Origin of the sequence: Nostoc sp. DedQUE04 (assembly GCF_034530995.1) — a bacterium.
Lineage (GTDB): Bacteria > Cyanobacteriota > Cyanobacteriia > Cyanobacteriales > Nostocaceae > Nostoc.
On sequence record NZ_JAVRCA010000010.1, the window covers coordinates 13,127 to 29,000 of the forward strand.

Sequence of the window (15,874 nt, forward strand, 5' to 3'; positions counted from 1 at the left end):
AGTTTCCGGGAAATTCTCCTCTTACAGATAAATTAGTCAGCATTGAGAATTTAATCGGTACAGCTGGCAACGATACGATTGTTGGTAATGATGCCAATAATGTTCTCAGCGGTGGAGCAGGTAATGACTTCATCGATGGTGGCTTTGGTTTTGACACCATTGATGGTGGTGCTGGAACTGATACCACATCTTACGCTTTCTTCTCTGGCCCCATTGATGCCAATCTCTCTAGTGGTGTAGTCAAGTTTCCGGGAAATTCTCCTCTTACAGATAAATTAGTCAGCATTGAGAATTTAATTGGTACAGTTGGCAACGATACGATTGTTGGTAATGATGCCAATAATGTTCTCAGCGGTGGAGCGGGTAATGACTTCATAGATGGTGGCTTTGGCTTTGACACCATTGATGGTGGTACTGGAACTGATACCACATCTTACGCTTTCTTCTCTGGGCCAATTGATGCCAATCTCTCTAGTGGTGTAGTTAAGTTTCCGGGAAATTCTCCTCTCACGGATAAATTAGTCAGCATTGAGAATTTAATTGGTACAGTTGGCAACGATACGATTGTTGGTAATGATGCCAATAATGTTCTCAGCGGTGGAGCGGGTAATGACTTCATCGTTGGTGGTTATGGCACTGACGTACTCACAGGTGGTGCTGGCGCAGATAAGTTTGTCTTCAATAGCAAATTTGAAGGTATCGATATCATCAAAGACTTCGAGTGGAAAGAGGGTGACAAAATCCAGATTTCCAAGTCTGCATTTGGTGCTAGCTCTAACAACCAGTTCAGCTACAACAGCACTAATGGTGACTTATTCTTCGCAGGGTATCAATTCGCCACCATTGAGAACAAGCCTTCTTTATTCTCAGTTAATCTGGATGTTGTGCTGGTATAAATCTTTTCCTTTTATTCCATATCTTCATACTTCGGTGAATTAACTTGAAGAAGGTAGAGATGCGATCGCATCCCTACCTTTTTTGGCGATCTTTAAGTTCAAACAGCAGAGCGATCGCTTTGGTCTGTCAATGCTTTATTTTGTAACAAAATCTGTAACAGCAATGCTATTTTACCTAGTACTCGTCTAAATTGATGAGAAATCTACGGGGAATCCCTGAATAAAAGGGTAATGTTGCTCAAAGATATACGAGATTATCAAATTCTATTTCTCGGCTTATTTCTAGTCTTGGGAATCGGTACACGAGATTGGACGTTGCGACCAGAATTGATTGGGGTAGCGATCGCCACAAGTCTAGCAACTCAATGGATATTGTCATTAGTCATTAGTCATTGGTCATTAGCAAACAACAAAGGACAAATGACAAATGACAAAAAACAAATGCCGAATCTTCGCAGTGCTTTAATTACCTCACTGGGACTGAGTTTACTGTTGCGGGCTGACCACTGGACAACAATGGCAATAGCCGCAGCAATTGCGATCGCTAGCAAATTTATCTTCCGAGTCGGCGATAAGCATTTCTTCAATCCTGCCAATTTTGGCATTATATCTGCCTTGATTCTCACCCCCGATGCTTGGGTTTCGCCAGGACAATGGGGTGAAGAGTGGTGGTATGGGCTATTATTTCTCGGTACTGGCGGCATGATTTTGCAGCGCATCGGTCGCTGGGACACCACAGCAGCTTTTTTGGGTTCTTACTCTTTGCTAGAGGCGATTCGCAATCTCTGGCTGGGTTGGACTTGGGATGTTTACTGGCATCGATTGATGAGTGGATCTTTGCTGCTGTTCGCCCTATTTATGATTACCGATCCGCGATCGATTCCCAATTCCCGAATTGGGCGTGTAGTTTGGGCAATCTGCATCGCCGGATTGACTTTTATCCTGCGAAATTATTTCTTTGTTTCCACAGCAGTTTTCTGGGCGCTATTTGCCCTTGCACCCTTGAGCATCCTCCTAGATGTTTTCTGGTTAGCCCCAAGATTTACTTGGCAAGAAAAAGATGAGGAAGCAGGGGAAGAACTTCACTCTTGTACAGACGCGATGAATCGCGTCTCTAGTCTCTAGCACTAAAAAAATAGAGGTATAAAATAATGAAATTTTTTCGACTTTTAACACCATTATTGTTAGCAATTGTAGCTGTTTTGTGCTTTGCACCAGCAGCTTGGGCATTTTGTGGATTTTATGTAGCCAAAGCTGATACAAAACTGTATAACAAAGCTTCTCAAGTAGTTATAGCGCGGGATGGCGATCGCACTATCATGACAATGGCAAACGATTTTCAAGGCGAAGTCAAAGATTTTGCAATGGTAGTACCTGTGCCAACGGTGCTGCAAAAAGAACAAGTTCGCGTCACTGAACCAAAGATTATCGAACGCCTAGATGCTTTTAGTGCGCCGCGATTGGTAGAATATTTCGACCCAGATCCTTGTGCCCCAGTTTACGATAGAGAATTATCAGCACCAGCGCCAGCAGCACCGAGAAGTGAGGCGGGGAATGCAAGGGGCGATGCTAGTTTGGGTGTGACGGTTGAAGCACGTTTTAACGTTGGCGAATACGACATTTTGATCCTTAGTGCGAAAGAATCTGGTGGATTGGAAACTTGGCTTAAACGCAATGGCTACAAAATCCCCAGAGGTGCGAAACAGTTACTTCAGCCTTATATTCGCTCCTCAATGAAATTCTTTGTTGCTAAAGTCAACTTAGATAAATTCGAGCAATCTGGCTATCAGTTCCTCCGTCCGTTACAAATTTCCTATCAATCACCTAAATTCATGCTGCCAATTCGTTTAGGCATGATCAATGCTACGACAGAGCAGGATTTAATTGTCTACATTCTCTCGCCCCAAGGACAAGCAGAAATCACTAACTACCGAACGGTGAAAATCCCATCCGATGCAAATATTCCCTTGTTTGTCAAAGATGAATTTGGTGAATTCTACAAATCCATGTTTCAAACTGTTTACACCAAAGAAGACAGGAAAGTTGGTTTTTTAGAATACGCTTGGGATATGGGTAGTTGCGATCCTTGTTCCGCCGAACCCCTGACTCCAGAAGAACTCAAGCAAGCAGGTGTATTTTGGCTAGATGATAATTCTACAAGTAATGTGCCAGTACCTCCTAGTTTTCGTCGTCCTTCTCCTAGAAGTAACGTCTTCATCTCTCGATTGCATGTTCGCTATACCCGCGACAAATTCCCTGAAGACTTGATATTTCAACAAACTGCCAACAGTGAATCTTTTCAAGGACGCTATGTTTTGCAACATCCGTTCCAAGGGGAACTCAAATGTCAGGCTGGCAGACAATATAAGCAGTCTTTACCCAAACGTTTTGAACAAGAGGCGCAAACTCTAGCTAAACTAACCAACTGGAAAATCCAAGACATTCGCAACAAAATGAAGTTGAGTGTAGGTAATCTGCAATATTCTTGGTGGGAAAATGTCCTATCCTGGCTGGGATTATATTAAGGAGAGTGGGGAGTGGGGAGTAAGGTTAATTCAAAAAATACTCCTCACATAAGCTCTTAAGGCGATGGAACTTATTCTAGCTGCATCCTGGCTCTTTTGTCGCTCCATCAGATGCCGCTTACGTCCCTTAATTTTTTTGTCAGGATCGAAACCACTTGTTTTGATACCATCGTTGCAGTTTCAACGCTTTGGCTATCCATGATTACCTAGACAGGTTTTACAAAATCAGGTAAGTCGTCTTCTACTCTGCGAATATAGGGATAGTTATAAGCGACAATTGTTGCCAGTATGACAAAAATTCCAACTAAATTAAATAACAAACCAATACCCCGTCCTGGGCCAACACCAATGAGTAGTCCAATACTATTTGCTAGCAATCCATCTGGAAGTAGTAAAGGCTGAAATACATAGTCTGCTAAAGGGCCAGCCAAGAGATAAGCAAGGGGAAAAGCGGCCCAGGCGATCGCACCCCGCAACGCAAAAACCCGACCTTGAACTTTCGGGTCAACCTTAACCTGCCAAATCGAATTATGAGAGCTAATAATAATCGGAACGCTGAAAAAAGCAAAAAAAGCCGCAACAGTAATTAAGATTGCTGAAGGTTGCAAACCAGCAACTAAAATCGAGAAACCTAATATAAACTCAAAACATAAAACTGCATTAACTTTACGTTTAAAACCGCCCCATGTACTCATTAAAACTGCTCCAAATAACCAACCACTTCCACCGATGGAAAAAATTTGACCGAGGATTTTAGCATTAGCAAAGCTTAAAACCATTGGAGTTATTAAAACTTGTACTAAACCAATAGTGAAGTCAGTAATAAAAAAGAACATCAGCAGCGTCAACAAACCAGGACGAGCTTTAATATAGTTCCAGCCTTCAACAATATTATCTAACAGTGAAGTCTGAGAATGTTGAATATATTGGGAACTGGAAACACTAGGAAAAGGGATTGTCAACAGGGTCAAGAGAGCAACAATAAAGCTGATAAAATCAATTAAAATAACGCCGTAAATTTTAATTATATCTACCAATATCCCAGCTAAGATAGGAGATAATAATTGTCCCGCTCCTTGAGCAAGCTGAATCATGCCATTAGCACGACCAAAATGTTTTGGAGAAACAAAAAGAGTCGGGGTTGTATAATAGGCGGGTTGTTGAAATCCTTTGCAACCAGAACTGACTGCAACTGCTAAGTAAAGATGCCAGATTTGTAACCAATCTTGCCACATTAATACAGCAATAGAAAGAGTACAAACAGCGGAAATACTATCACTTAAAATTATTAGCCAGCGTCGATTCCATCGGTCGGCGATCGCACCCCCCAAAGGAGCAAGAATAATATAGGGAAGTTCAGCACATACATCAGAGAAAACTGTACTGATGAACCAGTAGTCTGATACAGCCACACTCCCAGCGCAAAGCTAGTTAATCCAGAGCCAATTAGAGAAATTAGCTGTCCAAACCAGATGAAAAGGAAAGTCCGCATTTTTCCATTCCTTAACTTTGAATTTGGTTTTTTTTTCCAATTTGATTACCAGCCTGAACGTAAACTTCAAGACCTTCTAGTGAATGTTGAATTAAATCGTCATCAAAACAAATAGTTCCAGGTTGGAACAACAGAACTAAAGTAGAACCGCCATACTGAAAATATCCTTTCTCTTGACCTTTATAAACTATGCCATGAGTATAAGTTTGAATGATACTGCCAATAGTAAAAGCGCCTATCTCTATATAGGCGATTCTGCCAAAATTATCAGAAATAAATTCTGTTACCATTCTTTTATTGAGAGAAAAAATATTACATACTTTGGCAAGTGCAAGTGGATTAACGGAGTGATATTTTCCTTGAATATATTTTGCTGGTAACGCTTTTCCTGTATCAGAAAAATGGAATCGATGATAATCATAGGGAGCAAGACGCAGACAAAGTGCTGAACCTTGGCGATAGATTTGAGCTAATTTTTCACAGTTTAGTAATTCTGCAATCGTAACAGAAGAACTTTTCACAGGAATCTGAGTTTCTGCTGTCAATTTTGGATAAACTAAAATTCTACTATCTGCTGGAGCGCAAAATATATTTGACTCGGTAGTAAATATGCGAGCATTAGGTTTGAGTCGGCGTGAGAAAAAAGCATTAAAGCTGTGATAATTTTTCAGTGGCAATTCAGTCTCTTTAATATCAATTTGATACCGACAAACAAATTTATTAATTTGGCTTTTAGTCAAAGGTAAATCTTGATATTTGCCATAAAGCCAACAAAATGTTTTGTTATTAAGTAAATAGGTAAAAACTATAAATCCAAAATAATTTTCATATAACAAACGTAAAGTTTTTTCAGCAAATATCTGCTCATAAATAATTTCTCCTGTTTGACGTTCGAGGTAATAAATTTCAGTTTTCAGCGTTTTACTTGTCATTTATTCCTAGAAGTATATCCCTACAGTACTTACCCAACCATATACAGCCGTAAGTGCGATCGCGCCGAGAGCAAATATCCCATACCAAACGCCTCGCAGCTTGAGCATTTTAAAATTGCCTATCATTGCTAGAGCTAATAGTAGGTAAACACCATCTAAGATAAACTTCATTGTTTCATCAGGTAAAGCAAATCTAGCTGTAAATGCTAGGGGAATAAACAAAGCCGCGTAAGTTACAGGTAAGCCTGTATAATATTGTTCGCTTCCCTCATTCATTAAACCTGTAGTATTAAAGTATGCTAATCGCAAGGCGTTTGTTGCGAGATAAAATATTAGCACTGCAATAGATAATAAATCCTTCAATCCAAAGCAGTAAGCAAAAATTGCTGGAGCAAAACCAAACGAACAAACATCAACAATACTATCTAATTGCTTGCCAACTTCAGATTGTAATTCTGTGCGGGAAATTTTTTTAGCAACAAGACCATCAAATAAATCAATTATTCCTGCATACATCATGCAGATTACAGCTTCATTATAATGTCCATGTACTGCTAAAAAAACTGAGATTAAACTCAAAACTAATCCTGTTAAAGTTAAACTGTTAGCTAAATCAATTTGCCGTATAATTGGACTAAACATAGCGTTTTTGCAGATAATATAAAAAACTTATTTGATTACATTTTGTCAGGACGGGTTTAACGAAGATATTGCTATAATACCCAGATTTCAGCGAAATAAGACCCGACAAGCAAATTTAATTATCTCCAGAAATACGGGAGATTCAAAAAACTATTAAAAGGTTAGTTTAAAGACTGTTTGCAATGCACAATAAAATAAAAAATTGGAATTGTAAACATTACACTATCAAACTTATCTAAAACTCCTCCAGTTACTGCTAAAACTTGACCAAAATCTTTAATTCCTGCTTCTCGCTTTAGCGAAGACGCAATCAAATCACCAGTTAATGCCATCAAAGCAACTCCTCCAGACAATAACAAAACTTGCCAAAGTCGCCAATTTGGTAACAGAAAGCTGATACTCCAACCTAAAACAAGACAAGCTACGAATCCTCCCAGAGTTCCTTCCCAAGTTTTATTAGGACTAATTCCAGGAATTAAAGGCGTTTTTCCTAATATTTTGCCAATTCCTTGAGAAAAACCATCATTAGTTAATACTAGTAAGATGAGTAGGTTAAATTCCTGATAAGCAGAGTCAGCAAGTGTTAATAAGCTGGCTAAGGGGATAGTAATAAAAACTATGCCAAAAGCTGTAGTTAAAATACCGTGCATTGGGGGTGGATGACGCAGGATTACAATTGGTAAAGCGATCGCCACCCAAGTAGCAATGATCGCACTGCAAAAAATAGCAAAAACATTTCCCCAAACTCCGCCCACAATCCCAACAGTTCCCAACAACTGCAACAGCACAGGTAAAGCGATCGCGCCATATTTAATTTGCACAGTTTCTAGTAATTCCTGCCAGCCAAAATAGGCTAAGAACAAACCAACAGGGAGTAATCCGTATTTTCCTAGCCCCGCCGCCGCAATTAAAATCAATCCAATGCCGATTAAGATAGCTAACTTGAGAGCATCATTTTTAACTTTGTCTGGGTCGCGTCGATAGATAATCGCAAAAATCATGAAAAAGAATAAAGCGATCGCTATTTCCCCCCCAGCAATAACAAGCGTCGGTAAAATTAACGGGTTGAAAATTTCCACACCTTCTCTCACTTCTTATAAGAAACTTTAATTTTGAACCTAGATATTATCCATAAAACCAAGCCTGGTAAATGGCGTTTCAGAAAAATAATTACCTTACTGTAATTGGCGATCGCTTTTTCCTTTTTACGTTGAGAAATCGCTTGTACAATTTCTTTTGCTGCTTGTGACGGCGATATTAGCAGCATTGACGGAATAGAATCTTGCCACTCTGGATGCCAAATACCTTGGTTATCTACCTGACGAATTTCAGTAGCAACGTAGCCAGGACAGATATGTATTATCGATACACCATCGGGCGCTAACTCCTGAGATAATGACTCGCATAAAGCCCGCAACGCAAATTTGCTCATGCTATAAGCAGAATCACCACTCAAAGCAATGTAACTTTTGACGCTACTAATAACAACTAATCTTCCCTGCGTTTTCTTCAGGTCATCTAAAGTAGCGTAAATTGTGTTGAGAACTCCAAAAATATTTGTTGCAAACAGCTTGCGGTAGTCATCCACATTTAAGTCTGCCAATTTGCCTTTTAAAGACCAGCCTGCATTGGCAACAACGATATCAATCTTACCGAATTTACTTCGAGCCAGACTGGCAGCTTTTTCTACTTCGCCATCTAAAGCTACATCGCAGGGTATAGTTAGTACCCTCTGATTGCTGGGGTCAATCTCTGCGGCTATAGTTGCTAATCGTTCCGTCCGTCTCGCCAAAAGCACAACCTTTGCACCTTTACGGGCAAGTTCTTTGGCAACTTCTGCCCCAATTCCAGAGGAAGCCCCAGTAATCAACGCCACTAAACCATTAAACTGACTCATATAGTTTTAGCGTCTGCACAAAAATTGCCGATCCCAAAAATGTTTTGTGGATCGTTGGCTTGTTTGATTTCTTTAATCAATTCAATACTGTCAGATGACAAAGTATTTTTGATAAATTCTTGGCGACTTTTCCCAACACCATGATGATGAGAAATAGAGCCACCATTTTCCATGATTGCTACTCTGATATAATGCTCGATTTGAAGAGAAATTATTTCTGGAGATTCAACTCCTTTACTATAAAAGCCAAACATAAAATATAAACAAACACCTGTATGATAAATTTGACTAATTCGGTAAGATAAATAAGGTTTTCCAGGTAAGTTAAACTTTTCATGCTGCTCTTTTAATGTCTGGTCAACAGCATGACAAACCTGGTGAATTTGACTCCAAGATACAGATGTTTCAAAACTTTCACCAAGAATAAAAAAACTAGCTAAAAAATCTCGCATATAGGCAATAGCATAAGTTAGCATATAGCCTCGTTGTCCGTTTTCTGCACCCGATGCCAAGCCTTGAAATTTTTTAGCTAACGCATATATATTAGTTTGTTGATAAGCAATTTCTTGAGCAGATCCTTCCATAACAATAGTAGCTGCTACCATTTGATAGGGATTAAAGCCACGCAGCTTTAATAAATAAAACTTTTTGAGTTTATCAATCCAGCCTTTGATATTAGTTGGCTGTGGTTTCAGGGCTTGACCGAAGCGAAATTGATTATTATCTACCAAACGAATACTAGCTGGAACAAATCCACTATGAGCTAAACTGGATAAAAATTTTACTCCTAACTCGAAGTTAGGAAAAACGAGAGAGCCATATTTTTTTACCTGGGGAATAGGATGAATTTTAATCACAGCTTTGGTAATTAATCCTAAGTTTCCCTCACTACCAAACAGGATATTTTGAATCTGCATTCCCATTGAAGCGCGGGTAATTGGTTGTATTTGCTCAATTGTGCCTTTGGGGGTAATTAGAGTAATGTTTTCTACAATTTGCTCAATATTGCCATAGCGATTTTTTTTCATTCCACTCGCATTTGTAGAAATCCAACCCCCTAAAGTCGAAAACTCTAAACTATCAGGTTCGTGACCGCAAGTAAATCCATTTTTTCTTAACTGTTCCTCAAGCTGCTGACCTGTAATTCCTGCTTGTACACAAGCACGGAGATTATCTCTATCTATCCATTCAATTTTATTCATCCGCCGCATATCTACAGAAACTACCATTCTTTTTTCATCTTCTGGTAGCTTCAAGGCGCAGCTAACATTAGTTCCACCACCAAAAGGAACAAGACAAATATTGTGTTTTATAGCAAGATTTATAATTTTTTGGGCATCTAACTCTGATTGGCAGTAAAATACCATATCTACAGTTCGGTCTAATTTAGAGTAAAGAACTTTGTAAACTTCTTTAAAAGCACTTTGCCCATGACTGTGAAAAAGACGTTCTGGCTGGTCAAATGTGTATTGATTACTAGAAAATATATTTTCTATTTGTTGACAAAAACCTTTATTGATATTTAGAGGGTTAATAAATTTTTCTGTTATTTCTGGTTGCTGTTCATGGGGATTAATTTCAATACCTAATTGTTCTTCTATATGGGAAATAAAATAAGGCATTTTGTAGCCTGATAAATTATAGCGATCGCCTGTCAAAGTTACCGAGCGATCGTCATTGATGATAAACTGGGTATCGGCAAACCCCCATTTATGTCCCCAAGTTTCCATAATTCACTCCTCCTCTTAAATTGTCGTGCAGTTGAGCGATCGCCACATACACATCATTAATAATTTGTTGTTGAATTTGACGAGTGTCAAGTATATTTTGTTTAGTTTGATAATGCCTGAAGTCTAAAGGTAAGCCAAAACTTACGTAAATTGGATGTCGTTTGGGAAAATGTCTACCTTTAGGCAATGCTTGATAAGTTCCATGAATATAGACAGGAATGACAGGAACGTTTAGGTGCAGCACTAATAATCCTAATCCCAGTTTTAGGCGTTGCAGCTCACCCGTTATCGAGCGAGTTCCTTCTGGAAAAAACAAAATTACCTTGTTTTGTTCCACAATTTTTTGACAGAAACGCAGAGAATTTAAAAAATTGCCTTTGCGTTCAAAGCAAATCATATTGAAAAAATTCTGGCACACCCATGCTTTGAACGGTCGATTGAAAAAGTAGTCTTTTGCTGCCAAGCTGTAAACATTTTTAAAATGTTTGCCTTGGGCCGCTATCACTGCTGGGCCATCAAGATGACTAACATGGTTAGCTGCAATTATATAAGCTCTATCCTGGGGAATATTTTCTAGTCCTTGACATTTAAGCTGAAACCAATGTTGGTAAAGCAATTTACCACTTATCCAAATAATGTTTTGACCTATATTAACTAGCCAATTTAAAAGTTGATTTTCTGTCATTATTTTATCTTAGTCATTGGTCAGTAAATATTTATCAGCTATGAGTCATTAGGAAAATTTTTTCTTTGAATTTACTTCTATCTTCACAAATTTTTAGAATTAGCTATGTTTGGTAATCTGATATTTACCTAGTTTTAACTTTATGAAGCTGGTTCTAAATAACCACTACTAAGGAAATACGAAAAATATATTTTAAGTAAAGCAGTATCTACAGGAGGGCAAATAATCGCAGTTTCTCTCAGCGTATTAAGAGTTTCTTGACAACTAATTTTTGGTCTTATATTTTGTTGGTATAACTCAGGAATTGTGATTTCTTCTCGCCCCCATTGTTTGCAAAAGAAAGGAATTAGAGATGTTAAAACGTTTTGGTTTGTTCGCATAGTGGCAGACAACTGCTTTTGCCACTGTTGATAAGGAATAAGTTGGATAGAATAACCTAAAGAACAAAGCCAAGCAAACAAATCTTGCCAATGGTAAGGATGAGGATTATTCAGATGATAGCACTTGCCGATCGCTGGCTTTTGTCTGGATAAATAAACAATTCCTTGGGCTACATAGTCAACTGGAGATAAATCTAAAAAATAGTCGAGTTGGGGCATACTACCCATCTGGATATAACCCTTAATCATCCGACAAATAATATCATTGTTTTTCCAAATTCCGCTTTGACTATCCCCAGAGATAAAAGCTGACCGATAAATATTTATTGGCAATCCGCGATCGCGGGCTTCCATAACCAACTTTTCTGCTACCCATTTACTTTGAGAATATCCCAAATAAATATCTTCCCAATCAGTTAGTAATTCGTTTTCATCAACTATTTTTTGGCAATATGCTGATGATTCAAATACAGCAAAACTTGAAATGTAATGCAGGGATTTGGTTTTACTTTGGCAGGCTAATCGTAAAATTTCTTGCGTTCCTAAAACATTGCAAGGTTTCAATCGAGCATAGGAGTACACATAACTTAGTAATGCTCCACTATGATAAATACTGTCAATCTCATTTGCTAATTTACTAAATGTTGCTGTTGTCAAACCCAGTTGTGGCAGAGAAATATCACCCAAAACTGGTAGAATTCTTGACTGGAAAGAACTATTCCACAAGTTGTAAAATTTTAAATTATTTTGCAATCTCCTTTGGGCAGTTTCAAGTTCGGATGCACGCACAAGACAATAAATTTTTGCTTGAGTTTGTTGTAACAGTTCGGATAGTAAAAAAGCCCCTAAAAAACCTGTTGCTCCGGTTAAAAAAATAGAAGTGGGTTCAGTTACCAATGAGGTAGCGGTATTTTCTGGATAAATAGTTGATTCTAAAACTGCTTCTGCGGATAAATCTATAAATTTTTCAATTTTTTGATGATTTTGAGTCATAAATTCCAGAATTTCAGCTTTCCGTTCGCTGAGAATCGTCTGAATTTCTGGAGATAATACTCCTTTCGGCGCACGCAGATGTAGTTTCCCATCCTGAGCCGATAACTTAATTCCTTGTTTATTAAGCCAATCAAAAAGTTGATAGAGATTCATAAGGTTATTTCCTCTATATCACCCAAATATTGAGCCAAAGCTTCAATAGTTGGGTAATCAATTAGTAAATCCGGTTCTAACTGGCATTCCAGAAAATCACCCAGATCGCCAGTCAAACTGACTGCGGCACTAGAATCTAATCCGTAACTATGTAAAGGCAAAGTGACATCTATTTCATCTGAAGCTATTTCTAAAGCGGTAACTAGATATGAAATTAACCAGGCTTGAATTTCTGCTACAGTAACCTTTGTTTTCAATACTTCTGAGGCTTTTAATGTGGAATCAATTTGTAAATTTTCAAGTTCCATTTTTTATTATTTGAAAGTTTTGTTAATTATTTTTAGCTAATTGAGAGTATTATTGTGAAATTTCATTCAGTTTTTTGAATTCAATTGCTTCTAAACTAGGATGCTTTACATCCCAAGCTAAACCTATAGCTTGTAAAGTAAAAATCACCCAGTATCCTGGATCTATTTGCCACCACTTTAAACCAAACTTTGCTGAGTTCGGAAAAGCATGATGATTGTTGTGCCAACCTTCACCAAGGGTAAGAATCGCCAACCAAATGTTGTTTTTACTTTGGTCTATGTTTTTAAACGATCTTTTTCCATAAACATGACCTATAGAGTTAATAATATAACCACTATTAAAGCTAAAAAAAAGTCTGAGCATTCCTCCCCAGATAAATCCTTGTAAAAAACCCAGCCAACTCCAAGTAATAATTCCCCCTAAAATAGCTGGAAGAATTAAACCTAAAATAATCCATATCCCATATAGTCGGTTGATTTTTTGATAAATAGGATCTTGGAGTAAATCTTTAGCAAAAACAAGGGAATTGGGTAGTTCTCCATCTAATAACCAACCAAGATGGGCATACCACAAACCTTTGAGCCTCCCACCAATTCCTTCACCGTGAAGATGAGGAGAATGGGGATCTCCAGGGCGATCGCTATATTGATGATGACATCGGTGAACAGACACCCAAGAAATCACCGAACCTTGACCTGCCATAGAACCAAGAATAGCTAGAATAATGCCGATTACTGGTATACTTTTGAAAGTTTTGTGAGCAAAATATCGATGAAAGCCAACAGTAATTCCTATACCAGTCAGGATTAACATGAACAACAATAGACCTATTTTCCAAGCCGTAATACCTAATAGAAAAAAATCAGCTAAAGCCGCTAGACATCCAAATAAAGATATAAAAAGAATTCCTAAAATAAAACGTCGCTTAATGTTTTCTAAATAACTACTTGATACTGAAACTTTAAGTTGAGCGGACATTTTTTACCCCTAGCAATAAGTTTAAATATAAAGTCATAATCAATAAGTGAGTGGATTTAAACCCACCAAAACAAGACCACAAAATTGTTAATTTTATGGTGGATTGAAACCCATTTATACTCTTACTAAAAAGCAAGCTACATCCGTAAATCACGCAGAATTTAATTAGATAATTCTGGTGACTAACGTCTTTATTCTTTATTTCTGACTTATAAATTTCTCTTTCAGAGTAAAATTGATATTACTATAAAATCTGCGGATTGCAATGCATTTTTATAGTTATTTACATATCTATTATTTGTAAATTTCCAGATAAAAATGCCTCTCGGCAAGCAAAGCGCTGAATTTTACCACTAGAAGTTTTAAGAAGACAGCCAGTTTTAACCAGTACTATAGTATTAATCTGTATCCCATCTTCGGTTGCTACTGCTTGACGAATATTTCTGACTACCTCTTGAACATTTAGCTTATGCAAGTAAGTACGCTCGACTTCCTGAACTACTACCAATTTCTGTTCGCCGTTTAAATCTACTACAAATGCCGCACCAGAACCGACAAGTAGAGCAGGATGGCTTTGTTGCACTGTCTGTTCAATATCTTGAGGATAATGGTTGCAACCTCTAATGATAATTAAATCTTTAATTCGGCCAGTTACGAACAACTCACCATGCTGTAAAAATCCTAAATCCCCACTTCTGAGAAAGGGGCCTTCATCTGCTAGATAAGCATTAAAAGTTTGTTCTGTTAGGTCTCGTTGCTGCCAATATCCCATAGCTACGCTTGCACCCGATACCCAAATTTCTCCTACTTTACCCTCTGGACATGGGATTTGTAACTCAGGATCGACTATCGCTATTTTCTGGTCTAATCTTGCGTAACCACAACTAACCATTTTCTGAACATTTTCTGAAGTATTGACATCTGCAACTATCTGGTGTTTCTCTAATGCTGCTTTGTCAACTTGGCAAACACTAGGTAGAGATGTTTTCAAACCGCCAGAAACCAATAAAGTTGCTTCTGCCATACCATAACAGGGATAAAATGCTTCCTGCCGAAAACCACAAGACTTAAAAGCTGTTGCAAATCGTTCTAAAGTTTCTATACGAATAGGTTCTGCTCCATTAAAAGCTAATATCCAGTTACTCAAGTCAAGTTCTGCTTTTTGTTCTAAAGTAATTTTTTTTACACATAATTCGTAAGCAAAATTTGGCCCGCCACTGGTAGTTGCTTTGTAGCGAGAAATAGCTTGTAGCCAGCGCCAAGGTTTTTGGATAAATGCTACAGGTGACATTAAGATCGTAGGCGCACCAACATATAACGGTTGTAGCACTCCACCAATCAATCCCATGTCATGATAAGGTGGCAACCAAGACACTCCCAAACTATATGGTGTGTCTTGAAAACAACTCTGGATTAGCTGACTGTTATATAGCAAATTGCCATGCGTAATCATTACACCCTTTGGTATCCCTGTAGATCCGGAAGTGTATTGCAGAAAAGCCAGGGTGTCTGGTGAGGCTTGATAGGGGGTAAAATTTTCACTACTAAGGATATTGTTAGTAGCTATATAGTGCAAGTTGGGGAATTGTTGATTTTGACTTAGTTGATTGCTGATATTTGCAAATAAATCAGATGTGGTGAGAACAACTAGCGGTTGAGCATCTGCAATAATTGCCTCTAACCTAGACTGATGTTGATTTCGTCGAGGTGGATAAGCGGGAACTGCAATTACCCCAGCATATAAACAGCCAAAGAAGGCAGCAATAAAATCAAGTCCAGGTGGGTAGAGAAGTAAAGCGCGTACGCGTAGCGCGCCGTAGGCATCGCCAGGATTTATGATACTTTGTAGTTGAGATGCGATCGCCTTTGCTTGTTGGTCTAACTCTTTATAGGTAAGCTTGGCAACTTCTGTTTCTCCGTCTTGCAGAAAAATAAAAGATGTTTTATCTGGCTCAATCAAGGCTCTCGCTTTAACAATATCAATAAAATTGGCAATCTCCAGGTTCATCCCACGTAATGTTCTCAAGTATAAATATTAAAGAATTTACCAAATTATATTAAGAAAAAATATCAGCAATTCTAAATTTAAGGATTGATAAGGAATTCAGCTGACTTTTCACGGGATGTGGAACCCGGATTTGTCAGCGAACGCGAACGCCAACGGCATAGCAACGCTTAGAGCGAGTCCGCGTACTCTGTAAGAGTTGCAAGCTAGCAAGAGCGTCTGTCTGCGACACGCTGTTCGCGAACGTAGAGAGCGTC

The 15,874-nt window shown here is 38.3% G+C and carries 13 protein-coding genes and 1 pseudogene; 3 read left to right on the forward strand and 11 right to left on the reverse strand.

Going from position 1 to position 15,874, the window contains the following annotated elements; genetic code table 11:
* The 3 genes and pseudogenes from RM049_RS09140 to RM049_RS09150 all read left to right on the forward strand — a co-directional run.
* Positions 1–896 (forward strand): annotated as a pseudogene (locus RM049_RS09140) (hypothetical protein); the annotation flags it as partial.
* Positions 897–1,127: 231 nt separating this feature from the next.
* On the forward strand, positions 1,128–2,021 hold the full coding sequence (locus RM049_RS09145; protein WP_322703960.1) for an RnfABCDGE type electron transport complex subunit D: 894 nt from the start codon (positions 1,128–1,130) through the stop codon (positions 2,019–2,021).
* 26 nt (positions 2,022–2,047) lie between these two features.
* Positions 2,048–3,421, forward strand: a complete 1,374-nt coding sequence (locus RM049_RS09150) for a DUF2330 domain-containing protein (protein ID WP_322688134.1) — start codon at positions 2,048–2,050, stop codon at positions 3,419–3,421.
* Positions 3,422–3,627: 206 nt separating this feature from the next.
* Here the strand turns inward: RM049_RS09150 and RM049_RS09155 are convergent, their stop codons facing one another.
* The 11 genes from RM049_RS09155 to RM049_RS09205 form a co-directional block, all read right to left on the reverse strand.
* The gene (locus RM049_RS09155) at positions 3,628–4,833 is read right to left on the reverse strand and encodes an MFS transporter (protein ID WP_322703961.1); all 1,206 of its coding nucleotides are present in this window, start codon (positions 4,831–4,833) and stop codon (positions 3,628–3,630) included.
* Positions 4,834–4,924: 91 nt separating this feature from the next.
* A complete protein-coding gene (locus RM049_RS09160) occupies positions 4,925–5,845 on the reverse strand; it encodes a phosphatidylserine decarboxylase (protein ID WP_322703962.1) in 921 nt (306 codons plus the stop codon).
* 6 nt (positions 5,846–5,851) lie between these two features.
* Entirely contained in the window at positions 5,852–6,487 is a 636-nt protein-coding gene (locus RM049_RS09165) for a CDP-alcohol phosphatidyltransferase family protein (RefSeq protein ID WP_322703963.1), read from the reverse strand.
* 161 nt (positions 6,488–6,648) lie between these two features.
* Complete coding sequence (locus RM049_RS09170; protein WP_322703964.1) at positions 6,649–7,566, reverse strand: phosphatidate cytidylyltransferase; 918 nt, start codon at positions 7,564–7,566, stop codon at positions 6,649–6,651.
* A gap of 8 nt (positions 7,567–7,574) precedes the next feature.
* Positions 7,575–8,384, reverse strand: coding sequence for an SDR family oxidoreductase (locus RM049_RS09175; RefSeq protein WP_322703965.1), 810 nt, complete (start codon positions 8,382–8,384; stop codon positions 7,575–7,577).
* The gene (locus tag RM049_RS09180) at positions 8,381–10,114 is read right to left on the reverse strand and encodes an FAD-binding oxidoreductase (RefSeq protein ID WP_322703966.1); all 1,734 of its coding nucleotides are present in this window, start codon (positions 10,112–10,114) and stop codon (positions 8,381–8,383) included. Before RM049_RS09180 ends, RM049_RS09175 begins: the two co-directional genes overlap by 4 nt.
* Positions 10,095–10,799, reverse strand: a complete 705-nt coding sequence (locus RM049_RS09185; RefSeq protein ID WP_322703967.1) for a lysophospholipid acyltransferase family protein — start codon at positions 10,797–10,799, stop codon at positions 10,095–10,097. The genes RM049_RS09180 and RM049_RS09185 overlap by 20 nt, the downstream gene beginning before the upstream one ends.
* 140 nt (positions 10,800–10,939) lie before the next feature.
* The gene (locus tag RM049_RS09190) at positions 10,940–12,325 is read right to left on the reverse strand and encodes a thioester reductase domain-containing protein (RefSeq protein WP_322703968.1); all 1,386 of its coding nucleotides are present in this window, start codon (positions 12,323–12,325) and stop codon (positions 10,940–10,942) included.
* Positions 12,322–12,633: an acyl carrier protein gene (locus tag RM049_RS09195; RefSeq protein ID WP_322703969.1), complete on the reverse strand. Its 312-nt coding sequence runs from the start codon at positions 12,631–12,633 to the stop codon at positions 12,322–12,324. The genes RM049_RS09190 and RM049_RS09195 overlap by 4 nt, the downstream gene beginning before the upstream one ends.
* Before the next feature lie 49 nt (positions 12,634–12,682).
* A complete protein-coding gene (locus RM049_RS09200; RefSeq protein ID WP_322703970.1) occupies positions 12,683–13,612 on the reverse strand; it encodes an acyl-CoA desaturase in 930 nt (309 codons plus the stop codon).
* A 283-nt stretch (positions 13,613–13,895) separates the two neighbouring features.
* A complete protein-coding gene (locus tag RM049_RS09205; RefSeq protein ID WP_322703971.1) occupies positions 13,896–15,638 on the reverse strand; it encodes a fatty acyl-AMP ligase in 1,743 nt (580 codons plus the stop codon).
* Positions 15,639–15,874 lie beyond the last annotated feature (236 nt).

Excerpts from the sequence above, each read along its gene's own strand:
- RM049_RS09180 (WP_322703966.1), bottom strand. The coding sequence starts at position 10,114 with ATGGAAACTTGGGGACATAAATGGGGGTTTGCCGATACCCAGTTTATC.
- RM049_RS09175 (WP_322703965.1), bottom strand. The coding sequence starts at position 8,384 with ATGAGTCAGTTTAATGGTTTAGTGGCGTTGATTACTGGGGCTTCCTCT.
- RM049_RS09185 (WP_322703967.1), bottom strand. The coding sequence starts at position 10,799 with ATGACAGAAAATCAACTTTTAAATTGGCTAGTTAATATAGGTCAAAAC.
- RM049_RS09200 (WP_322703970.1), bottom strand. The coding sequence starts at position 13,612 with ATGTCCGCTCAACTTAAAGTTTCAGTATCAAGTAGTTATTTAGAAAAC.
- RM049_RS09145 (WP_322703960.1), top strand. The coding sequence starts at position 1,128 with ATGTTGCTCAAAGATATACGAGATTATCAAATTCTATTTCTCGGCTTA.
- RM049_RS09190 (WP_322703968.1), bottom strand. The coding sequence starts at position 12,325 with ATGAATCTCTATCAACTTTTTGATTGGCTTAATAAACAAGGAATTAAG.
- RM049_RS09160 (WP_322703962.1), bottom strand. The coding sequence starts at position 5,845 with ATGACAAGTAAAACGCTGAAAACTGAAATTTATTACCTCGAACGTCAA.
- RM049_RS09165 (WP_322703963.1), bottom strand. The coding sequence starts at position 6,487 with ATGTTTAGTCCAATTATACGGCAAATTGATTTAGCTAACAGTTTAACT.
- RM049_RS09195 (WP_322703969.1), bottom strand. The coding sequence starts at position 12,633 with ATGGAACTTGAAAATTTACAAATTGATTCCACATTAAAAGCCTCAGAA.
- RM049_RS09150 (WP_322688134.1), top strand. The coding sequence starts at position 2,048 with ATGAAATTTTTTCGACTTTTAACACCATTATTGTTAGCAATTGTAGCT.